Annotated in this window: 20 protein-coding genes and 1 tRNA gene; 10 read left to right on the top strand and 11 right to left on the bottom strand. The window is 63.6% G+C overall.

Annotated elements, in window-relative coordinates:
* Nucleotides 1-66 precede the first annotated feature (66 nt).
* Nucleotides 67-615 (top strand): Smr/MutS family protein, encoded by a 549-nt coding sequence (locus E4680_RS10830; protein ID WP_240696191.1) that lies wholly within the window; start codon nt 67-69, stop codon nt 613-615.
* Here E4680_RS10830 and E4680_RS10825 read toward each other — a convergent pair.
* Nucleotides 585-2,429: an ATP-binding cassette domain-containing protein gene (locus E4680_RS10825; RefSeq protein WP_135282432.1), complete on the bottom strand. Its 1,845-nt coding sequence runs from the start codon at nt 2,427-2,429 to the stop codon at nt 585-587. The two genes, E4680_RS10830 and E4680_RS10825, sit on opposite strands and share 31 nt — an antisense overlap.
* Nucleotides 2,430-2,598: 169 nt before the next feature.
* Between E4680_RS10825 and E4680_RS10820 the strand changes: the two genes are divergently transcribed.
* The 8 genes from E4680_RS10820 (at nt 2,599) to E4680_RS10785 (ending at nt 14,679) form a co-directional block, all read left to right on the top strand.
* Nucleotides 2,599-4,167, top strand: coding sequence for a pyridoxal phosphate-dependent decarboxylase family protein (locus tag E4680_RS10820; protein WP_205688905.1), 1,569 nt, complete (start codon nt 2,599-2,601; stop codon nt 4,165-4,167).
* A gap of 1 nt (nt 4,168) precedes the next feature.
* Nucleotides 4,169-5,533 carry a lysine N(6)-hydroxylase/L-ornithine N(5)-oxygenase family protein gene (locus E4680_RS10815; RefSeq protein WP_135282430.1) on the top strand — a complete coding sequence of 455 codons (1,365 nt, stop codon included), beginning with the start codon at nt 4,169-4,171 and terminating at the stop codon, nt 5,531-5,533.
* A complete protein-coding gene (locus tag E4680_RS10810) occupies nt 5,530-6,717 on the top strand; it encodes an MFS transporter (RefSeq protein ID WP_135282429.1) in 1,188 nt (395 codons plus the stop codon). The genes E4680_RS10815 and E4680_RS10810 overlap by 4 nt, the downstream gene beginning before the upstream one ends.
* Complete coding sequence (locus E4680_RS10805) at nt 6,684-9,113, top strand: GNAT family N-acetyltransferase (RefSeq protein WP_205688904.1); 2,430 nt, start codon at nt 6,684-6,686, stop codon at nt 9,111-9,113. The genes E4680_RS10810 and E4680_RS10805 overlap by 34 nt, the downstream gene beginning before the upstream one ends.
* Nucleotides 9,110-10,303 carry a heparan-alpha-glucosaminide N-acetyltransferase domain-containing protein gene (locus E4680_RS10800; protein WP_135282428.1) on the top strand — a complete coding sequence of 398 codons (1,194 nt, stop codon included), beginning with the start codon at nt 9,110-9,112 and terminating at the stop codon, nt 10,301-10,303. Before E4680_RS10805 ends, E4680_RS10800 begins: the two co-directional genes overlap by 4 nt.
* A gap of 163 nt (nt 10,304-10,466) precedes the next feature.
* The gene (locus E4680_RS10795) at nt 10,467-12,608 is read left to right on the top strand and encodes a TonB-dependent siderophore receptor (protein ID WP_135282427.1); all 2,142 of its coding nucleotides are present in this window, start codon (nt 10,467-10,469) and stop codon (nt 12,606-12,608) included.
* 59 nt (nt 12,609-12,667) lie between these two features.
* Nucleotides 12,668-13,207, top strand: a complete 540-nt coding sequence (locus E4680_RS10790; RefSeq protein WP_135282426.1) for a hypothetical protein — start codon at nt 12,668-12,670, stop codon at nt 13,205-13,207.
* Nucleotides 13,204-14,679 (top strand): PepSY-associated TM helix domain-containing protein, encoded by a 1,476-nt coding sequence (locus E4680_RS10785; protein ID WP_135282425.1) that lies wholly within the window; start codon nt 13,204-13,206, stop codon nt 14,677-14,679. Before E4680_RS10790 ends, E4680_RS10785 begins: the two co-directional genes overlap by 4 nt.
* A 16-nt stretch (nt 14,680-14,695) precedes the next feature.
* Here E4680_RS10785 and E4680_RS10780 read toward each other — a convergent pair whose 3' ends face one another.
* From E4680_RS10780 to thiS, 10 genes are all read right to left on the bottom strand, one after another.
* Nucleotides 14,696-15,247, bottom strand: coding sequence for a hypothetical protein (locus tag E4680_RS10780; protein WP_135282424.1), 552 nt, complete (start codon nt 15,245-15,247; stop codon nt 14,696-14,698).
* A gap of 234 nt (nt 15,248-15,481) precedes the next feature.
* Nucleotides 15,482-16,582 carry a sulfotransferase domain-containing protein gene (locus tag E4680_RS10775; protein WP_135282423.1) on the bottom strand — a complete coding sequence of 367 codons (1,101 nt, stop codon included), beginning with the start codon at nt 16,580-16,582 and terminating at the stop codon, nt 15,482-15,484.
* Nucleotides 16,583-16,823: 241 nt separating this feature from the next.
* On the bottom strand, nt 16,824-17,201 hold the full coding sequence (locus E4680_RS10770; RefSeq protein WP_135282422.1) for a hypothetical protein: 378 nt from the start codon (nt 17,199-17,201) through the stop codon (nt 16,824-16,826).
* On the bottom strand, nt 17,194-17,565 hold the full coding sequence (locus E4680_RS10765; RefSeq protein ID WP_135282421.1) for a phage holin family protein: 372 nt from the start codon (nt 17,563-17,565) through the stop codon (nt 17,194-17,196). Before E4680_RS10765 ends, E4680_RS10770 begins: the two co-directional genes overlap by 8 nt.
* Before the next feature lie 28 nt (nt 17,566-17,593).
* Nucleotides 17,594-17,914: a DUF883 family protein gene (locus tag E4680_RS10760; protein WP_135282420.1), complete on the bottom strand. Its 321-nt coding sequence runs from the start codon at nt 17,912-17,914 to the stop codon at nt 17,594-17,596.
* Between the two features lie 143 nt (nt 17,915-18,057).
* Nucleotides 18,058-19,104, bottom strand: coding sequence for an NADP(H)-dependent aldo-keto reductase (locus E4680_RS10755; RefSeq protein WP_135282419.1), 1,047 nt, complete (start codon nt 19,102-19,104; stop codon nt 18,058-18,060).
* A 17-nt stretch (nt 19,105-19,121) separates the two neighbouring features.
* The gene (locus E4680_RS10750; protein ID WP_135282418.1) at nt 19,122-20,039 is read right to left on the bottom strand and encodes a phosphoribulokinase; all 918 of its coding nucleotides are present in this window, start codon (nt 20,037-20,039) and stop codon (nt 19,122-19,124) included.
* Between the two features lie 3 nt (nt 20,040-20,042).
* Nucleotides 20,043-20,762 (bottom strand): tRNA (guanosine(46)-N7)-methyltransferase TrmB, encoded by a 720-nt coding sequence (gene trmB / locus E4680_RS10745; RefSeq protein WP_135282417.1) that lies wholly within the window; start codon nt 20,760-20,762, stop codon nt 20,043-20,045.
* A 12-nt stretch (nt 20,763-20,774) separates the two neighbouring features.
* Entirely contained in the window at nt 20,775-21,590 is an 816-nt protein-coding gene (locus E4680_RS10740; protein ID WP_135282416.1) for a thiazole synthase, read from the bottom strand.
* Nucleotides 21,591-21,607: 17 nt separating this feature from the next.
* Nucleotides 21,608-21,826 (bottom strand): sulfur carrier protein ThiS, encoded by a 219-nt coding sequence (gene thiS / locus E4680_RS10735; RefSeq protein WP_135282415.1) that lies wholly within the window; start codon nt 21,824-21,826, stop codon nt 21,608-21,610.
* 127 nt (nt 21,827-21,953) lie between these two features.
* Between thiS and E4680_RS10730 the strand changes: the two genes are divergently transcribed.
* Nucleotides 21,954-22,027, top strand: a tRNA-Gly gene (locus tag E4680_RS10730).
* The last annotated feature ends 22 nt before the right edge of the window (nt 22,028-22,049 follow it).

Here is a 22,049-nt window from a genome sequence, read left to right as displayed (position 1 = left end):
GAATGGGAACACACTATACTGGAAGCGCTCTTTCAGTCGGTAGCGGCGCGTTGCGTGGGAATGCTCATGGCGAAATCCGACCACTCTTTGCCGGATGACGATGCGGCCCTGTTTCGCGAGGCTGTGGCCGATGTCGTGCCACTTACTCACACGTTCAGTGCCGTCACGCTCCCGCCGATCCCCGCGCGGGCCCACCGTCACCAAGCAGGTGAAGCGGCGGTGCTCCATGAATCGCTGTATGGCCCCATCGACCCCGACCTGGAAACCGGCGAGGAGTTGCGCTACCTGCGTGCTGGCGTGCAAAGCCAGTTGTTGCGGCGGCTGCGCCGGGGTCGCTATGCCATCCAGGCCGGAATCGATCTGCACGGCCTGACGCAAGCCCAGGCGCATGAGTCGCTCAACCAGTTCTTGTGCGAATGTCGCACGCAGCAGATCCATTGCGTGCGCATCGTGCACGGTAAGGGCCTGCGGTCGCCGCAGGGCCGCAGCGTGCTCAAGGCCGCAGTCAATCGATGGCTCGCGCGTTGCGACCAAGTGCTGGCGTTCTGTTCGGCACCGTCATCCGATGGCGGAACCGGCGCGCTTTATGTGCTGCTGCGTCGTTCAGGTTCCTGAGCGCGTACGCTCTGGGCTTGGGCTTCCAGCGATTCCCAGCGTTCATAGGCCTCAACAAGGGCAGCTTCCAGCTCCTGCAGCGTGTGCTGGTCGGCGGCGATATCCGCCGCATCGCGGCGGTAGAAATCCGGATCGGCCATGCGCGAGCCCAGGCGCTCCAGATCTGCTTCGAGGCGTTCGATGCGTTCGGGGAGCGCGAGGCGCTCCCGCTCATCCTTGTAGCTGAGTTTGCGCTTGCTGCTGGGCGGCGATGGCGGCACGGGCTTGGGCGCGGCGGGTGACGCCGCGGAAGGCTGGGTCGCGCTTGCGCGCGCTTCGCTCTGCCGTAGAGCGTCGCTGTAACCGCCAATGTACTCGCTTACCTGTCCAGCGCCTTCGAAAACGATGCAACTGCTGGCCACGCGATCCAGAAACTCACGGTCGTGGCTCACGATCAGCAGTGTCCCGTCGAAGGCGACGAGCCGTTCTTCCAACAGTTCCAGGGTGTCGACATCGAGATCATTGGTCGGTTCGTCAAGCACCAGCAGGTTGGCGGGCCGGGCAAAAAGCTGAGCGATCAGCAAGCGGTTGCGTTCACCACCGGAGAGTTTGGCAATGGGGGCGCGGGACTGTTCGGGGGAGAACAGAAAATCCTGCAGATAGCCGATCACATGCCGCTCGCGCCCATTGATCGTCACCGTCTCCTTGCCGCCTCCGATGATATCGATCGGCCGTTCATCATCATTCAGTGCGGTCCGGAGCTGATCGAAATAGGCGACTTCCAGCCGCGTTCCATGGCGCACCTGTCCCTGATCCGGCGCGAGTTCGCCCAGCAGGATGCGCAGCAACGTGGTCTTGCCGCAGCCATTCGGTCCCACAATGCCGATCTTGTCGCCGCGCATGACGGTGGTCGAAAAGTCGGTGATCAGGTTGCGGGTCGGATCGAAGCGATGACCGATGCTGTCGACCTCCACGACCAGCCGCCCCGATGGCGTGGCCGCCTCGAGCTCGATCCGGGCCTGTCCCATGGCGTTGCGTCGTTGCGCACGTTCACGCCGCAGGGCTTCGAGTGCCCGAACCCGGCCTTCGTTGCGTGTGCGGCGCGCCTTGATGCCCTGTCGAATCCATTGCTCCTCTTGAGCCAGCCGCTTGTCGAACAGCGCGTTGTGTCGATCTTCAATGGCCAGAGCCGCCTCGCGCTCCTCGATGTAGTGATCGAGATCCCCAGGCCAGCGGGTGAGCTGGCCACGATCCAGGTGCAGGATGCCCCCGGCCAGGCGGCGAATGAAGCGGCGATCGTGGGACACAAAAATCAGACTGCCCTTGAAGCGTTGCAGCAGCAGATTCTCCAGCCATTCGATCTGGGCGGGATCGAGGTGGTTGGTGGGTTCGTCGAGCAACAGCAGATCCGGTTCATCGGCCAGTGCGCGGGCCAGCAGGGCGCGGCGCTTCATGCCACCCGATAGCGCGGCAAAGTCGGCTGCCGGATCGACACCCAGCTCCGAGAGCCAGCGCTCGGTGTGCCAGGGCGGCGTTGGCGGGGCGTCGGCGCCATGTGCAGCGGCGAACAGCGCCTCGATGACTGCGGCGACGGTTCCCGTCCACTCGGTGGGGACCTCCTGGGCCAGCAGGGTCGCGCGTGCGCCGCTCTGAAGCCGGCAGTGCCCGGCATCCGGCGTCAGCGTGCCGGCGATGAGCCGCAACAGAGACGACTTTCCGGCGCCGTTTCGCCCCAGTAGGGCGAGCCGTTCGCCGGGATTCACGGTGAGCGACGCCTGATTCAGCAGCATGGGGCCGCCCAGGCGCAGATCGACGTTGTGCAGAGATAGCAGCATGAGGGTCAGGGGGGTGCCTAAAGGGCTAGTTTAACCCGCCGCGGTGCTTGGGTAACCGTTACCCGCAGATGCCCTACAAGTGAGAAAAATAATCTTGTTGAATAGCGAATGAGAATCATTATAATCTACGGCACGTAACCATGATCCGCTTTGGGGGTGTGTAATGTCGATGGGGAAACGGGTTGAGGTGATCGACGATGCGCCATGGGGTCGTTCACAGGACTGGATCGACAGCGGGCTACTCAACGGCCGCAATGCAGCCGATTTCGCGAGCGCCGTCGGGCAGGTGACGCAGACTCTGTTGGGGCGGTTCGATCAGGTTCAGCAGCCGTTTTCGGGCGTTCTACCGGCCGAGCTGGCGACCGCGTTCGAAGCCGTCGGGCTCGACCAGCCTCTGGCGTCGTTCGAAGCGGCGCTCGATGAACTCGAAAAGCTGTATCTGCATGACGCGGTGTATTTCCATCATCCGCGCTACATGGCGCACCTGAACTGCCCCATCGCCTATCCGGCGGTGGCAGCGGAGCTCATCACTGCGGCGGTGAATTCGTCGGTCGATACCTGGGACCAGAGCGCGGGCGCGACACTGATCGAGCAGCACCTCATCGATTGGACGGCCCGGCGGATCGGTTTCGATGCCCGGGCAGACGGGGTTTTCACCAGCGGCGGGACGCAATCCAACCTGATGGCCCTGCTGCTGGCCCGGGACCACTACAGTCTGGTGCGGCTCGACGGGTACAGCATCCAGAAGCAGGGGCTCCCGGCCGAGGCCGCGCGCTTCCGCATCCTGGCCTCGCGAATCGCTCACTTCAGCCTGCAGAAAGCGGCTTCCGTTCTCGGTCTCGGGGCCGACGCCGTCGTTCCGGTGGACTGCGATGCCGACTACCGGATGTCACCGGTGGCGCTGACGAACGCCATCGATCAATGCCGACGAACCGGGCACACGCCGATCGCCGTGGTGGCGACGCTGGGCTCGACAGACTTCGGCAGCATCGATCCCATCGCGGAGCTGGCGCCGATCTGCCGGCAGGCGGGGCTGTGGCTCCATGCCGATGCGGCCTATGGTTGCGGTTTGCTGGTGTCTCCCAACTGTCGCGAACGACTGGCGGGCATCGAGCAGGCCGATTCGGTCACGGTGGATTTCCACAAGTCCTTTCTCCAGCCGGTGAGCTGCAGCGCGTTCATGGTCAAGGACCGCGATCATCTGTCCTGTCTGACCTATCACGCCGACTATCTCAACCCGCGCAGCCAAACCCAAGAGAAGACGCCGAATCTGGTGTGCAAGAGCCTTCAGACCACACGCCGTTTCGATGCCTTGAAGCTCTGGATGACCTTGCGGGTATTGGGGCCCGACAAGTTGGGGGAGGCGTTCGAGCAGGTCATGGCGCTGGCTCAGGCGGCGCACACCCTGCTGACACAGGATGCGGATTTCGAGGTCCTGCACCGGCCTGAGCTTAGCACGCTGGTGTTCCGCTACCGGCCCGCGGGCGTAACCGATCCGGCGCTGCTCGACGAGTTGAATGCCGCCATCCGCAAGGCCTTGATGCGGGATGGCCGGGCACTGGTTGCCGCCACCCGGGAGGCGGGTCGGTCGTATCTCAAGTTCACCCTGCTCAATCCGGCAACCACGCTGACCGACATTCGGGCAGTGCTGAGCGCATTGCGCACGCACGGTCAGGCGTTTCTGGATGCCTGTTCGCCTGCACTGCAGGGCGACGCCCGGATCTGTGGAGTCAACTGACATGAGCGCCGCGCAACGAATCCACGATTTCCTGGCGATCGGCGTCGGGCCGTTCAACCTCAGCCTGGCCTGCCTGACCTCGACCATCGCGGGACTGGACGGAATCTTCGTCGACCAGAATCCCGAATTTGATTGGCATCCCGGCGTGATGTTCGATGACGCGCACCTGCAAACGCCGTTTCTGTCGGATCTGGTGACCTTGGCCGATCCGACCCATCCACTGAGCTTTCTCAATTACATCAAGCGCCAGGGCCGGATCTATTCGTTCTACATCCGGGAGGACTTTTTCCTGCTGCGGCGCGAATACAACCGCTATTGCCGATGGGCGGCAGCGCAGCTGGGCAGCATCCGCTGGAATACGCGCGTCGAAGCGATCCGCTACGACGAGCCCGGCGGCTGCTACGAGGTGTCCACGCGCGATGTGCGCAGTGGTGCGCCGGTCACATACCGGGCGGCACGGCTGGTTCTCGGGACGGGTCCCGCGCCCTGGTGGCCGACGTGCTGTGAAGCCGAGATCCGAAAGGCTGCCCATGTGCATCACGCCGGCGACTACCTGAACCGGCACGAAGCGCTCAAGCGCTTGCGTCAGATCACCGTGGTGGGCAGCGGCCAAAGTGCGGCGGAGATCTTCGTCGATCTCTTGCAGGGCATCGAGCGCCACGACTACACGCTCAACTGGGTGACGCGCTCGCCGCGCTTCGTGCCGCTGGAATACACCAAGCTCACCCTGGAGATGACCTCGCCCGAATACGTGCGCTATTTCCATGCCCTGCCCACCCGGACGCGCGATACGCTGATCGCCAGCCAGACCAATCTTTATAAGGGCATCAACGGCTCGTTGATCAACGACATCCATGAGCTGCTCTACCAGAAGCGGCTGGTCATGGATGCGCGGGGCGAGGATCTGGGCCAGCGGGTTCGGCTGTTCACCAACAGTGAATTGCGCGGCCTGGTGCGGGTCGGCGGCGAGCTTCAGTTATCGCTGCACCACACCGAGCAGGGCTGTGACTATGTGCTGGGCACCGACGGCTTGATCCTGGCAACCGGCTATCGATACACCCCGCCGGCCTTCCTGGCCGGGATTGCCGGACGGATCCGCTTCGACACGGCTGGTCGCTTCGCCGTTGCGCAGAACTACACCATCGACCGTGCCGGCGAGGAGATCTTCGTCCAGAACGCCGAGCTGCATACGCATGGCTTCGTCACGCCGGATCTGGGCATGGCCTGCTATCGCAATTCGCACATCATCAGGGCGATGACCGGGGTGGAACATTATCCCATCGAAGAACGCATCGCCTTCCAGGAGTTCGGCGTGCCGGGCGATCTGGCGACCCCTTCGCGTGCGCTCGATCGGGTGGCCTCATGACGCTCAAACACGGTCTGATCCTGCTGACGCTGGTGTCCGTAGTGGCCGACACCATGCTGCTGCCGTTCTATCCGCAGTTCTTCGCCCGGGAATTCGGCAACACCAGCCCGGAGCATGTTGGATTCTACATCGCCGCCTGCTGCTTCACGGTGATGGTGGCGCTGCCGTTTTGGGCCAAGCTGGCGCGACGCATCAACGAGTTCCATATCTGGGTGGTGACGCAGATTGCTGCGGGAAGTCTCGGGATTGCCGCGTATTTCACCGAATCGCTGCTGCACTTCTGGGTCATCACCCAGACCATGCTCGTGTTCAAGGCCAGCTACCTGCTGATCTATCCAATGGTGATGCGGCTGGAGGAAAAGGACCGGCATTTGGGTGTGGCCGGAATGTTCTCGGTACTGATGCACTTCGGTGCCATCGGCGGCGCGCTACTCGGTGGGGCCATGCTGGAGTTTGCCGAGCCGCGCGTCATCTATCTCATCATGGCCGCAACTGACGCGCTGCAGGTCGTCGTGTGCAGCCTGATCATCCGCGCGCGCGCCATCGCCTGGCGGCAAGCGCCTCTCGACACGCCGGTGGAGGTAGAGCCGGTCGCAACGACGGGCAATCCGCTGATCATCCAGCTGGGCGTGATCAGTCTGTTGTTCTATCTCAGCGCGTTCATGATGCGGCCGTTCTTTTCCCGCTACTGGGAATCGGTCGCCCTGGGCGGCAGCGAACTCGTGGCCGGGATTATCTACGCCATTCCGGCCTGGGTGGCCTTGGTGGGTTTGTGGCTGAACAGCCGCTCCAAACGTGAGCGGAGCAGCTTTTCGATCGTACTCCAGGCGCTGGTCGTCGCCATGATCGGTGCAGCCATTCAGAGCGTGCCGCATCCGGTGGCCATTGTCCTGGGTCGCGTCATTTTCGGCTGGGCGCTGTTCCAGGGCACTGTGCGGCTTGAAGTGCTGGTGTTCGAGCTGAGCAGTCGCCATCACTACGCCATTGATTTCAGCAAGATCCACATCTTCCAGAATGTCGGGGTGCTCATGGCATCGTTTGCGGTTGGATCAGTGGTGTCTGGGTACAGTCTGCAGATGCCGTTCTTCGTCGCCCTGGCTGGATTCACGCTGACCGCTGCTGTTTTCCTTGTGCTGTTCGGGAGTCGCCTGTGGCCATCACTCGCACGCATGCCCTCGGCCTGAATGCCCCGGGGTTGTTCTGCCGCACCGATCCGCTCGGTGAATTTTCCCTACGCCCTCTGGTGCCGGAGCAGGATGCCTGGCAAGTCCAGCGCTGGACCAGTGCGCCTTATGCGCGCTACTGGGGCATGCCGGAGTCTTCGGTGTCGGATGTTGCGGCGTTCTACGCTGAGCTGAAGGCCAAGTCGGGTTGTGCCGCCTACATTGGCCTGTTCAACGACGCGCCGGCCTTTTTGGTGGAACGCTATGATCCGGCCACCGATCCGGTGGGCGGTTGCTACAGCGTCCGGCCGGGCGATGTGGGCATGCATCTGCTCATCGCGCCGGCCGATCAGCCGCTGCACGGGTTCAGTCTGGCCGTGATGCGCACGGTCATGGCCTATCTGTTCAGCTTGCCTGGGACGCGTCGCGTGGTGGTCGAGCCGGACTGGCGGAATCACAAGATTCATGCCTTGAACCGGCGCGTTGGATTCATTCATCGGCAGGTGGTGCAGATGGGCGAGAAAACCGCCTATCTGGCGTTTTGCACGCGAGACCAGTTCGAGGCGGCTTGCCGGTGGCGCACGGCGCTGGCCAACCAGGATACCCCCGTGGCGACTGCTGACGCGGTCCAGATGATTGACAGCATGCACTGGCAGACGGCCAATCGCGCGTTGGTGCGCAAAGCGCTGGCGGAGTTTTCCCACGAGCGCATCGTCCGGCCGCTGCAGACCGGTTGGCAGGGCGAATGGGGACGCTACGAGCTGACCAGCCCGGATGGCGCAGTCCGGTACACCTTCAAGGCCCGACGGCTGCCACTCGATCACTGGGACATCGATCCGGCCTCCATCCAGCGACGCGTCCACGGCGAGCCTGGGGTGCTGGACGCCGCCGAGTTCATCGTGGAGTTCGCCGAGACGCTCGGGATCAAGCCGCAGAACCTGCCGGTATACGTCGAGGAAATCGCGGCCACGGCCGCCGCCCGGGCGCGGAAATACCAGGCGTGCCCATGGTCGGCGGAGGAGCTGGCCGGGGCAGACCTGCAGACCATCGAGACGGCCATGACCGAGGGGCATCCGGCATTCATCGCCAACAGTGGCCGGATCGGCTTCGATGCCCGCGACATGCAGCGCTATGCGCCGGAGGCCGCAGCGCCGATGCAGCTCGTCTGGTTGGCTGCGCATCGGAGCCGCGCGCGGTTCACCGGCAGCCGGGATCTGGATTACCAGCAGCTGATGGGCGAGGAGCTGGATCTGACGACGCGGCGGCGTTTCGAGCAGCAGCTCACCGATCAGGGGCGGGCGCCGGAAGACTATCTCTGGATTCCCGTCCACCCCTGGCAATGGGTCAACAAGCTTTCGCACCTGTATGCGGGGGAACTGGCTACCGGCGATCTGGTGTATCTGGGTCCCGGGGATGATGCCTATCTGGCTCAGCAGTCCATCCGGACCCTGTTCAACATCAGCAACCCCGGCAAACGCTACGTCAAGATGGCGCTGTCGGTATTGAACATGGGGTTCACGCGCGGGCTGTCGGCTGACTACATGCAGACCAATCCGGCCGTCAACGACTGGGTGGCAAAACTGGTGGCGGAGGATGCCGAGTTGCAGCGGCAGGGATTCAGCGTATTGCGGGAGGTTGCGGGCATCGGCTACCGCCATCCGACCTACGCTGCGGCGTCGCTGCGCCGCGGTCATCTGAACAAGACACTGGCCGCCTTGTGGCGAGAGAGCCCGGTGTCCCGGCTCGGCGCCAACCAACGCCTGATGACCATGGCCGCCCTGCTGCACATCGATGCGCGCGGCGATGCTCTGTTGCCGGCATTGATCCAGCGTTCGGGGCAATCAGTGGATGCGTGGCTCAGCCGCTATTTTCGGGCCTACCTCGTGCCAGTCATGCACTGTTACTTCCGCTATGGGCTGGCGTTCATGCCCCATGGCGAGAACGTCATCCTGGTGATCGAAGACGATGTGCCGGTTGGGGCGATCATGAAAGACATCGGCGAGGAAGTTGCCGTGCTCAATGGGCACACTCCGGTTCCGGGAAAAATCGCCCGGATCGCGGTCAAGATGCCCGAGGACAAGGAAACCCTGTCCATTTTCACTGATGTGTTCGACTGCTTTTTCCGATACCTGAGTGCCATTCTGCTCGATCAGGCAGGCTATTCCCCGGCCCGCTTCTGGGCTCGGGTGGCGGATTGTGTGATCGATTACCAGCAGGCGCATCCGGAGCTCGCCGGGCGGTTTGCCGAACGGGACCTGTTCGTCGAGCGCTTCGATCTGTCCTGTCTGAACCGGCTTCAACTGCGGAACAACCAGCAGCTGATCGATCTGGCTGATCCTTTCGAAGGACTGTCCTTTGCCGGACAGCTGGACAACCCTCTTGCGGCTCACCGCCCAACCCCTTGGAGCACATCATGACGGTTCGTGCCGATCCGCTGGTCCACACGGACGTGGTGCCGGATACTGCGCCACCCGCCGCTAGCCAGCGGGTGTTTTCCATTGATCTGGCGCGCGGCGCTGCGGTTTTTTTCATGATCGCCGTGCACACCCTGTGGATGTTCGGAAGCCGTGAGGCGCAGGCGGATTCGAGCTTCGGGCATTGGGTGCACGTCGCCGGGCAAGGGGCTTGCGCCTTTCTGATCACCATGGGGTTCTCGTTCATGGTGGTGCGCGATCAGCGTCTCGGCAGCGCGCTGCGCCGCGGCGCCGTCATTCTGCTGGTGGCCTACGGCCTGAATGTGTTGAAGTTCATCGTGCCCATTTATGTTTTCGGCACCATGCCCGAGGCATTCATCGCGGCCTACGGCTGGCACTCGCCGTTGACGCTGACCCAGGCCCTTTATCTGATCGGCACGGGCGATATCCTGGCCATGGCGGGAATCTCGTTCTTCCTGATCGGCCTGGTTCGGCACTTCGTGACCCACAAATATGGCGTCCTGGCGCTCGCTTTCGGGGCCGTCGGATTTTCGGCGCTGGTCCGCGGAACACGTATCGGGTATCCGCCGGTGGATGCCGTCCTGGATCTGTTGTGGGGAACCGAGTGGAACGTGTATTTCCCGGTGTTTCCCTGGATTGCCAACATTCTGGTGGGGATGTTTTTGGGCATGGTCTATCGGGAGCACGGGCGAGACGAGCTGGCGTTGCTGCGCGCGGCTGGCGCACTTGGGCTGATCCTGTTGATCGGGGGTGGCCTGGTGACGATGACCGACTGGGATTATCACTTCAATGACTTTTTCCACACCGGGCCGGGTGGGGCGGTGTACCTGATCGGTGCCGGGCTGTGCGTGTTCTACCTCGGCGCTCGGTTTCTCGCCGTGCCTTTGCGCCATCAGCGCGGGTTTCGTGCTGCCCTGACTTATCTGAGTCGGCATGTCACGACGCTTTATGTGGTGCAGTGGACCCTGATCTGTTGGGCCATGGGCCTGATCGGATATCAGACTTTGGGGGTTTGGCAGGTCGCCGGAATGATGCCCGTCATGATCGCCGCCACCCTGCTGATCGAATACGCCGTGCGCCGCGCCGCTGGGTTGATGCGCGGCGGATGGGCGATTGGGGACGTTCCGGCCGTGCCTGACGGCGTGCCACGGGGCCGCGGCCAGCCCGACTGACCGATTCCGGGCCGGTCCTGCGCCGCGGCTGAAGCCGGATGGAACACCGGTGGCTGGGGTTGGCCTGTAGGGGAGGAGGTGAGTGTGGTTTCATTGCTCTTAATTTATATAATGATTCTAGTTATCATTTGCGTCAGCATTAAATAGAAGGAAGCTCAACGCCATGTCGTCCATCTCATCGATGCCGCTTTCCCTCACCCTGGTCTCCGTGGGCGTGATGTCGGGTGTGGCAAATCCCGTCGCGGCGCAATCTGCGAATGAGGACACGGCGCTGGTGCCGGTGATCGTACAGGGGGACCTGTCTCGCAGCACCGCCACCAAGTCAGCGCTGGAGCCGTCGGAAACGCCGGGAAGCGTGGATGTGGTCGATCGCGAGGCGATCGAAACGCGCGGAGGTGATTCGATCAGCGAGGCCTTGCGCTACACGCCGGGGGTTACGCCGGAGTTGCGCGGTGGGGCGGTGACGCGGCTGGATCAATACAGCATTCGCGGTTTCCAGGAAGCCAAGACGGCCTATGACGGCTTGCTGCTGCTGAACAACGGCTGGAACCTGGTGCCGCAGATCGATCCGTGGGCCGTGGAGGCAATCGAGGTCTTCAAGGGGCCGACGTCGGTGCTCTACGGCAACCAGCCGCCGGGTGGGCTGGTCAATCTGATTGCCAAGCAGCCGGACACGGCCCGCTACAACGACCTGCGAGTCGAATTCGGAACCCGTGAATTGCTCGAGGCCAAGGGTGAGTTCACCGGCACCATCGGTGATCCATCCGTGTCTTACAACGTGGTGGCGCTGGGACGCCAGCGCGACGGGCAGGCGGTGACCTCCGAGGAGGAACGCTATCTGTTCGTGCCGTCCGTGAACTGGCAGGTGACGGATGCCACGCTGTTGAACTTCAACCTCTATCTGCAGCAGGACCCGTCGGCGGGAATCTACAACGCCATTCCCGCCCGTGGCACCGTCTACGACAATCCCAACGGGCGACTGGATCCGGACTTCTACGCAGGCGATGCCAACTACAACACCTTCGACCGCGACGTTCTGATGCCAGGCTACAAGATCAGCCACCAGTTCAACGATCGCTGGAACTTCCTGCAGAACGCGCGCTACTTCGATGGCAGCGTGTATCAGGAAAACACCTACAACACCGGCCTGGCGGCCGACAATCGCACACTGGGGCGGCGTGCCTACCTCACCGATGAGGAAAGCGAGGGCATCACCATCGACAACCAACTTTCCGGCCGGATTGATTGGGGACGTGTCCAGCACAATCTGCTGGTGGGTGTTGATTATCTGAAGCTCGATTCCAGCATCCTGTACAAGGATGCGGCGACGGTTCCCATCGATCTGTTCAACCCGAACAACCGCGCGATCGATCCGCAGGCGCTGGCATTCAACTCCCGTTTCGCCTTTGGTGCGGATTTCGATCTGTCGTATGAGCAGACCGGGGTCTACCTCCAGGACCAGGTTCGGGCCGGTCGGTGGGTCTTCCTCGGCGGTGGCCGCTACGACCGCTACGAATCGAGCGAATCCGGCGACAAGTATGGGTCCTCCGTGGATGATGACTTTGATCAGGACGATTTCACCGGGCGCGTCGGTGCGCTGTATCAGTTCGACAATGGCTGGGCGCCCTACGTCAGCTATTCGGAAAGCTTTGAGCCGCTGGCCGGCAGCAATCGCCGGGGCGAGCGCTTCGACCCGGCCGAAGCAGCCCAGTGGGAAACCGGCCTCAAGTTTACCTCCGGCGACGGTCGTCACAGTGCGACGCTGGCCGGCTTTACCATCACCAAGGAAAACGACATCACCCGCGATCCCGATGGTGGTCCCAACGATCTCATCCAGGCCGGGGAGACGCGCTCTCAGGGGGTTGAGTTGAATCTCACCAGCCGGCCGTTGGCCAATCTCGCGGTCGCATTCAGCGCCACCGTGCTCGACGCGGAAATCACCAAGGACAACAATGGCCTGGAAGGCAAGACACCGGTCTGGGTCGCCGAGGAGATGGCTGCGCTGTGGGTGGCCTACCGGTTCACGCAGGGCGCAGTGGCCGGTGCCGAACTCGGCGCTGGCGTGCGTTATCTGGGCGAGACCCAGCTCGATGCCCTCAATACCGATACCGTGCCATCGCACACCCTAGTGGACATGAATCTGCTGTATGACCTCGGCCAGGTGTCGAGCAGTCTGGAGGGCTTCACGGCGTCTCTTACCGCGACCAATCTGTTCGACGAGCGCTATTACAGCTGCTATGACGCCAACAATTGCTGGTTCGGCGAGGAGCGCACGGTCACGGCAGGTTTGCGCTACAGCTTCTGAGGGGCTTTATAAGTGAACAGCAATGGGCGTACCGCTGTGGCAGGCCCGGGTGATCACCCATGGCGGTGATCATCCTCTCGCTGCAGCTCTTGGCGGTGGCGGCGCTGTTTTTCTCCTGGAAACAGCGCCGCCCGGTCGCGGCGGGGGTGGCGTTGATCGCCACCCTTGCAGCGCTGATCTTATGGGTCAGTCGGGATGGCCCCGAGTACGCGGCCGTCTACTGGCTGGTTTCCTGGACCGTTTTGGCTTGGGTGGCGGTATTTCTGAACCGCGAGTTCAGGCATGCGCCCGTCGAGCCGAAGGCCCGGCAGCGTGCACCCCGTGCGGGCTTGGCGCAGGCCGGGCGAGCGATCGGGCCGTTCGTGCTGGCCGGTCCCTTGGCTGGGCTGGCGGCATTGCTGGTCGGGGTGGCAGGGGCTGCGGGTCTTCCCGGTGATCCTGCCGACCGGCTGGTGGTGGCGATGCTGCTGTTTCTCGTGATTTGGCCAACGTTGACCTTCTGGGCTTTGGCTGCCCCCAATAGGGTGCGGCCGCTGATGACCATGGTCGGCTTGGCCGGCGCCAGCGGTCTGGTGCTGCACATGGCGGTGCCCGGATGAAGGCGATTCGTGCGGCCGCCACCGTGCGGCAATCCCTGCAGGCGCATTCTGCGCTGGGCCTGGCGCTGGGCGCGTTGCTGTATGTGGTGTGCCTGACCGGCACGCTGACCGTGTTCTTCAGCGATTTCGAACGCTGGGAGCAACCGCACATCGACGAGCGCCTCGCGTACTCGCCGGCCCAGCTCCATCAGGCCGTCGCGGCCGCTCTTGCGCAACAGGCCACGCCGCCCGACACGCTCTACCTCATCCTGCCAACGGCCACCGCGCCGCGACTGCATGTCCATATCAGCGGTCTGGAGGACGAGTGGTTCGTGACAGCTGATGGCGCATTGGGCGAGCGGCTTGCGGCGCCCTGGAGCAGTCTGGTTCAGGCCCTGCACGTCCGGTTGCATCTGGCCGAGACCTGGGGACTGATCCTGGTCGGCATAACCGGCATCATGCTGGGCGCCCTGCTGCTGTCCGGCGTTCTGGCCCATCCCAATCTCGTCCGCGACGCCTTTCGCTGGCGTAGTGGCGCTTCCGGGCGGCTTTTCCAGGTGGATCTGCACAATCGCATCGGTGTGTGGGGCCTGCCTTTCGCGCTCATGATCGCCTTGACCGGCGCCTTCATGGGGCTGGCCGGCGTGTTTTTCAGCAGCTATGCCGCCGTGTTCCACCAGAATGACCGCGAAGCGGTCTACGATCTCGTTTACGGCGCGGACATCGAGCCTGCGCAAGATGCTGCGGCGCCCTTGGATCTCGGGCGGGCGCTGCAGGCGCTGCGCGCGCGCGAACCTGCGGCCGAGCCGATCTACATCGCGCTGCAAAACCCGGGGACACCGCGCGCCCTCGTGGAGATCGCAGCCACCTTGCCGGGCAGACTGGTCTATTCGGAAATCTATCGATTCACGCGGGATGGCCGCTTCATCGACGATCAGGCACTGGCTAGCGGACCGGTCGGGCGGCAACTGGCCTATTCGGTGTACCGGCTGCATTTCGGCCAGTTCGGCGGCTGGCTGACACCGTGGTTGTATGGCCTGCTGGGTCTGGGACTGACGGTGCTGTGCGTGACCGGGGTCAATCTGTGGATCACCAAACGGGCGCACGAGAGCTGGATGCATCGGGGGTGGATCGCCTGGGTGTGGGGCTGGCCGTTGGCGCTCGCCGGGGCGGCGTGGACAGCGCTGCTGGGCGTGGGGCCGTGGTGGGGACTCATGGCCGCCCTGGCCTTTGCGTTGTCAGCGAGTGGGCTGGGGCCGGATGCCGTTGCGCTCCGGCGTCGCCTGATCGGTAGTCTGGCCGTCGCCTTGTTCGCCGTTCTGGCCACGCATCTGGCAACTTTCGGCTACCGGCCCGGCAACCCGGCCACCGGGGCGGTCAATGGTGCGATTGCCCTCGGCGCGATCCTCGCGTTCATGGCCTGGCGCCGGCAACAGCGCCACGCGGCCACACCGCAGCCGAGACCTGCCGGACACGGTCGAGCGGCACGGTGAACAGCGTCCCGTCGCGTCAGTTCAATGATCGCTTGGCGAGGACGTCGCCCCAGCTTTGCAGCGGGCCCAGCGGATTGCGGACCTGATCCCGTTCGCTGATGCGGGGTTGACCGCCCATCAAGGTGTAGACGACCTGATCGTCCACGAAAAGAACCAAGGCATTGAATGTCCAGCCGGTGGAGTCGGTGATGCGAACGAAGTTGAAGGCATCGAGCCAGAAATTGCCGACCCGGCGGCGTTTGACCTGATGCACCGAGACGGAATAGCCCGTGCAGCGCTTGCCGGCAGCGAAGCAGTCCGACAGGCCCCGATCGAGTGACTCGGGTGTCAGTGCGCTGCCCAAAGCGAATCGCTGGGAAACGTCCGCAAAGCTGAGCAGGGTGATGGCGGGATTCTTTCCCGGTTCCAGACCTTTGGCGGCGAGTTCGGCGCGCTCGGTGTCATACGGCACGATGCGTTCAATGGCGTCATGGGCCTGCCCGAAATCGGCCCAGGAATCACGCACCTCACTCGAGGTGCGCGGCAGCAATCCCTGACATCCGGTCAGCACCACGCTGATCGATGCCACGCTTCCGCATGTCAAGCCAATGCGCACCAGGCGCCACGCTGACCATCGGCGGCGATCGGGGAGTTTCGCGTGTTTCACGGGTTGACCGACCTTTCAGGAGCGGCACGGCGGCGCGGGCTGTCATGAAACAGTAATCAAACTGAGCGGATTCGGCCACCACGCGGGCTGTGGATGTCCGCAGACCGGATCCCGTCGGGTGCAGGCGAATCCGGTCACACCGCTCTCCGTTCGACGCTATGGTGCGAGGTCAGGATAGAACCGCTCCGCCGGGTAGCTGGCCTTGGCGAGCCGGGCCCGGCAGAAGGCGAGAATGCGTTCGCGTTCGGCTTGCCCGGCGTCCTTGTGCCGGTCGAGCGCGCCCGATTGCATGTAGCGGATGTTTTCGGGGGTCGACACGCTGAACAGATTGGGTGCGAACATCTCGAATTCCTCCTCGTGCTCGCGCATGTAGTCGAAACCGGCCTTGTGCACGATCGTGGCGACCTGGGCGTCGGTCAGCGGGACCGCGAGGAAGGCAGCCACCTGGCGGATTCCGCCTTCCAGATCGCGTTTCAGATCCTCGTAATGCACGAAGAGCACGTTGGCATGCTGCTGGCTGCGCTGCCACCAGCTCTCGACGTTGTCCGGCCAGGACATCCACCACATGTCGTCGCTGCAGAACCAGTCGAGCATGTCTGCGCGCGTTGGTGTCAGCGGCCCCATGCCCTTATAGATGAAATCCACGCAGCTGGCGAAACAGCTGACCGGATGGCGCGTGACGTAGATGTATTTGGCCAGATCGCTGTGCGGAATGAGCTGGGCCGGCATATGGGTCTTGATGATGCGGTTGCGGCGCGGGCCGACGAGCGGAGCGCGCGCCATCGGCACGCTGGAGGTCGGGCTGGTCTCGATCCAGGGACTCACCGCGTACATGTGGCGATAGCCGGCGTCGGACAGATCGCCCGCGCCGCCGTGCAGGATTTCAAAGACGATCTGCTGCATCCAGGTGGTGCCGCATTTCATCTGGGTGGCGATGAAGATGTCAGCCGCCTCCGGCTGGTAATGCAGCGTGCCCGCGTAGGATTTCTTGCTGCTCATCATCAAAGGTCCCGTAACCCGGCCGTAGCGCATGAGCGGCACTTTGGTCGGGCGCTTGAGGCGCGCGATCGCCTCGAAGATCGGTCGAACGTAGCGGGCGTGCCATTTGAGGCGCTGGACGAACCGGCGCCGCTCGGCGAGCGGGCGCGCAAAGTAACGATCCCCGCGTCGCTGGATCTCGACCCAGACCATTAGCCCGATGAGATACAGCAAGCCGCCCGCGATCAGGATGGCGAGCCCATGCAGCAGCGATTTCATGATCAATCCTTCCTTGGGTCACGGTTCGCTCCCGGAATCCTTTCCGGAATTCTTCTTTTCGGCCGCAAATGCTGGATCGCCCGGGCGGTCCAGCGCGATGTGTTCCCAGCGGCCTGGCCGTTTGGGGGGCGCATCACCGACAGCGCACGGCCCGGGGGCAATGATCGCACCCCCGTGCCGCGTGGCCAAGTGACGTCGTTTCGAGTCGCCCCTCGTGCGGACCCGCGAGCCCGCGAGCGTTTTAGTCGATGCGCTCAGCGCGGGTCCGGCCGCGCCTGCCAGGCTGCGTGGACCCGGATTCGCGCCGAAACCCGCTCAGGAATTGGTACGCGCTCCATCCCAAAGCAGCGACTCGCAGCACCGGATGGCGCCGGATCAAGCGCGGAACGATCAAGCCGACGGCGCCTACCACGAGCGGATAGAACTTCGACGAGGACGACGCGACGGCCCGTTCGGCGCCGGGGCGTTGATCGCCGCTCAGCAGGGTTCGCGGGTCCAGCCGGGAACGCAACCGATCGGCCTGGCTGCGCAGGCGGCCGCGCTGGCGTTCCGCCCGGCGCAGCAGCCGGGCTTTGTCGGATGCTCGAGTCTGTGTGGACGATGGGCGCTTGTTATTCATCTTTCAGGTTCTCCAGATCTTCCCGCAATACTTCGAGCGTCGCGGGAAGAAACCGGCGACCGCCCTTGATCCCAAAATACAGGCCGGTGAGGCAGATCAGCAGCGCCAGGCCAAACGCCCCCGCCAGCGACCACGCCGCGGTTTCCCGGCAGCTGTCCCAGCATTCCACCAGAATGGCGATCACCAGAGTCTGGATTGCAAAGAACCCACTGAGCGATGCGCCGATGGAAAACACCAGGACCCGAGCCCAGTGGCCGCGCCATTCGGTCATTTCCAGCCGCGCCAAATCGATTCGGGTCCCGGCGGTCTCGGCCAGAAGCGCGACGAGACGGCGGACCTGAACGCCGAGTGTGGGAGTGGCCATCGTTGGGATCCTTGGGTGGTCTTGCCGCTCAGGAGCGATCTTTCAGGCTCGTGATCGCGAGGATCACCAAGGCCGCCAGCCCAACGGCCTGCCATGGATGGCGCCGAACATAGCGACCGGTCTGTTCACTGGCCCGATTGAATTCCTGCTGGGCGTTGTCGCGCAAATCGTCCCAGCGGAGCTGATCCGTGCGCTTGCGAATGCTGTCGCGCAGGGATTGCAACCGCTCCATGGTGATCGCTTCAAAGTCATCGAGCAGGTCATCGAGCGCATCCAGATTCAGTTCCTGGCTGGCCTTGCGCGCTTTGGCACGGGCTTGGTCGGTCATCGATTTGCGTTGTCCGAACATGAGGTACCTCCCGCAGTGGGTATTCGCTGTTCCAGCGAGTCAAATGGCGTGATTCGTTCAAATGGACCGACTGAAGTCCTTGAAGTTCCGCGGAACTGCGGCTGGAAACGCCGGAAAAGTTCGAAAAAGAGAGACTTTTCGGGTCAAGGGGCTGGATTGGGGTGTTCTCGATGAATGGCTTCGATTTCGGCGATGAGCGCATCGGGCAATCGAATCTCGCTCGCCGCAAGATTGCTGGCAAGTTGAGCGGTCGTGGTTGCGCCGATCAGGGCAGAGCTCACGAACGGCCGGGACAGCACATAGGCTAGCGCCATTTGCGCCGGTTCCAGTCCGTGGGATCGCGCCAGCTCGACATACGCGGCGGTAGCGGCTTCAGCCTGGGGGTTGGTGTAGCGCTGGAAGCGTTCGAAGCGGGTGAGGCGGCCGGCGGGCGGGCGCGCCCCATCCAGGTACTTTCCACTCAACACGCCGAAGGCCAGCGGCGAATAGGCCAGAAGCGGCACATCCTCGCGATGGGCGATTTCGGCAAGGCCGACCTCGAAGGTGCGGTTGAGCAGGTTGTAAGGGTTCTGGATGCTGGCCATGCGCGTCAGGCCGAGCCGCTCCGAAATTTCCAGAAACCGCATCAGTCCCCAGGGCGTTTCGTTCGACACGCCGATCTGCCGGATCTTGCCGGCGCGAACCAGGTCGTCGAGTGTAGACAAGGTTTCCAACAGTGGCGTGGTGGCCGCTTCGCTTTCCGAACGCTCATAGCCCAGCTGACCGAAGAAGTTGGTTTCCCGGTCCGGCCAGTGCAACTGATAGAGATCGATGTAGTCGGTTTGCAACCGGCCGAGGCTGGCATCGAGCGCAGCGGTAATCTGGCCGCGCGTCAGGCGGGTTTGTCCATCACGAATCCAGGGCAACCAATCCGCGCGGCCTGACACTTTCGTGGCGATGATCAGGTCATCGCGTCGCGACCGGTTGCGGGCCAGCCAATTGCCGAGGATGGTTTCGGTGCGGCCCTGGGTCTCGGCACGCGGCGGGACCGGATACATCTCGGCCGCGTCAATGAGGTTGACGCCGGCATCGAGCGCCTGCGCGATCTGGGCATGGGCTTCGACTTCGCTGTTTTGCTCCCCCCAGGTCATGGTGCCCAGCCCGATGAGGCTGGTGGTGAGGGGCGTGCGACCGAGGGGGCGGTAGTCCATGCAGACCTCCGGATGGCTCAGCGTGTTTCGGGCGGCGAAATCTTTTTGCGGCTGCGGCGCCGGGCGTTGTCGCGAGTGCGCATGATTTGCTCCAGGATCGGCATCAGGATGATTTCCATCGCCATGCCCATCTTTCCCCCAGGCACGACGATGGTGTTGCGCCGCGACATGAAGGAGCCTTGAACCATGGCCAGCATTTCCGGGAAATGCACCGGCCACTTGCGCGGATTCTTGAAACGGATCACCACGAAACTTTCATCCTGAGTCGGAATGTCGCGGGCGATGAAGGGGTTGGAGGTATCGACGGTGGGCACGCGCTGGAAGTTGATGTCGGTCTGGGAGAACTGCGGGACCATGTAGTGCACGTAGTCGTGCATGCGACGGAGGATCGTTTCCTTGACACGCTCGGGGCTGTAGCCGCGTTCGTTGGTGTCGCGATGGATCTTCTGGATCCACTCCAGATTGATGGTGGGAACCAGGCCGATCAACAGATCGACATGCTGGGCGACATTGACCCGGTCGGTCACCAGACCACCGTGCAAGCCTTCATAGAGCAGCAGGTCGGTGTCCGTCGGCAGGGGCGTCCACGGGGTGAACGTGCCGGCTTTTTGTCCGAAAGCGCAGGCTTCTGCGTCGGTATGCAGGTAGCGGCGCGATTCGCCATGACCGCTGGCGCCGTAGCTGCGGAACAATTCTTCGAGTTTGTCGAACAGGTTGGCCGAGGGGCCGAAATGGCTGAAACGCTCGCCGCGCACGCTGGCTCGATGCAGCTGCTGGGCCATGGTTTCCCGGTCGTAGGCGTGGAAACTGTCGCCCTCGACGATGGCCGCGCGCAGGTTCATGCGCGTGAACATGTGCTCGAAAGCGAGCCGGGCGGTGCTGGTGCCGGCTCCGGAAGAACCCGTGACGGCAATGACCGGGTGTAGCTTCGACATGGCTTAACCCTCCGCACTTCTCGGGACGTCCGCCGCGTTCTCATCCGACGCGCGGGTGCAGCATAGGTCCCACACACCATGACCCAAGCGCTGGCCGCGCTGTTCGAAACGGGTCAGCGGCCGCTCGGGCGGGCGGGGAATGAACGCTTCTTGGCTGGCACTGTTCAGTTCCGGTCGGTTGCCCAGAACTTCGGCCATCTGGTACGCATACTCCTCCCAGTCGGTGGCCAAGTGCAAGACCCCGCCGGGTTTGAGGTGGCGGCTGAGCAGCGCGATGAAGTCCGGCTGGATGAGGCGGCGCTTGTGATGGCGTTTCTTGGGCCAGGGATCGGGGAAGAACACATGGATCCGGTCCAACTGGCTCGGGCGCAGGCGATTCGACAAAAACGGCACGGCGTCTTCGGCGTGCACGCGCACATGGGCGAGGCCTTCCTTGTCCACGGCATTGAGCAATCGCCCCACGCCGGGCTGATGGACCTCGATGCCCAGCGCGTTCCAGTCCGGGTGCGTTCGTGCGAACTCGACCAGCGCTTCGCCGGTTCCGAAGCCGATCTCCAGCAGTGTCGGCGCCACCCGGCCGAACAGCTCGGGCAGATCTACCGTTTCGGGTTGCGCCGGGACGGCGTAGCAATCCATCAGCGTCGTGAAGGCGCGCTCCTGGGCGGGGGTCATGCGACCCTGGCGGCGCACGAAGCTACGCACTGGACGAAGGGTGGACGGCATCACGATCGATCCTCAGGGCCGGGTGAAGAACAGCCCATCGACGGGCGAAGAGGCGCTGGCGAAACGCTTGCGTGCAATGCGCCCGGCGAGGAAGGCTTCGCGCCCGGCTTCGACGGCCAGCGCCATGGCGCGCGCCATGCGCACGGGCTCGCGCGCGCCGGCAATGGCCGTGTTCATGAGCACGCCGTCGCAGCCGAGTTCCATCGCGAAGGCGGCATCGGACGCCGTCCCGACGCCGGCATCGACCAGCACCGGCACCTTGGCCTGCTCGACGATGGTCAGGATGTTCCAGGGATTGACGATGCCCATTCCCGAGCCGATTAGCGAGCCCAACGGCATGATGGCGATGCAACCCATGGCTTCCAGTTCGCGCGCCACGATGGGGTCGTCACTCGTGTAGACCATCACCTCGAAGCCGTCCCGGATCAGGATCTCGGCGGCTTTCAGCGTCGCCCGCACGTCGGGATAGAGCGTTCTCTCGTCCCCCAGGACCTCCAGCTTCACCAACCGATAGTCGCCCAGCAGTTCGCGCGCCAGCCGGCAGGTGCGCACCGCGCTGTCGGCATCGAAGCAGCCCGCGGTGTTGGGCAGCAGGGTGTAACGCTCTGGCGGAATCGCATCGAGCAGATTGGGCGCCTTGGGGTCCTGACCGATGTTCACCCGACGCACGGCCAGCGTGACGATCTCGGCGCCGCTCGCGGCCACCGCCTGTTCGGTTTCAGCGAGATCGCGATACTTGCCGGTGCCCACCAGCAGTCGCGAGCCATAGGTGCGGCCGGCCAGGGTCAGCGGCCGGTCGGTAGGCGGATTGAGGTCGGTCGAGGTCATGGGAGCTTCTCCGTCGGTCATGTCGCGCCACCACCAATGGCATGCACCACCTCGAGCCGGTCCCCGGCCTGGAGGCGGATGTCGGGGTAGCGGCTGCGCGGGATGATCTCGCCGTTGTATTCCACGGCGATGCGCCGCTCGAGCAGACCCTCGCGGAGCAGCAGGTCGGCCAGGGTAAGATCCGCGTCGAGCATCGTCGGCGCGCCGTTGAGTTCGATTGAAATCGTGTCGGTCATCGCGGCACCGCGGTGGCAGTAAAATGCGGAACCCGCAATTTTACCCCAAGACCCGCCCGGAATTGCGGGGGAGTGCGCTGCCAGCCGCTTTACATCACGCCCGAAACGCCTGAAAATCCGCAGCTATGCGGGTGTAGTTCAATGGTAGAACCTCAGCTTCCCAAGCTGATGGCGTGGGTTCGATTCCCATCACCCGCTCCACTTCTAGCCGTCTCCGTCTCTC

The organism is Candidatus Macondimonas diazotrophica (assembly GCF_004684205.1).
Classification (GTDB): domain Bacteria; phylum Pseudomonadota; class Gammaproteobacteria; order UBA5335; family UBA5335; genus Macondimonas; species Macondimonas diazotrophica.
This window is presented reverse-complemented; position numbering and strand designations above follow the sequence as displayed.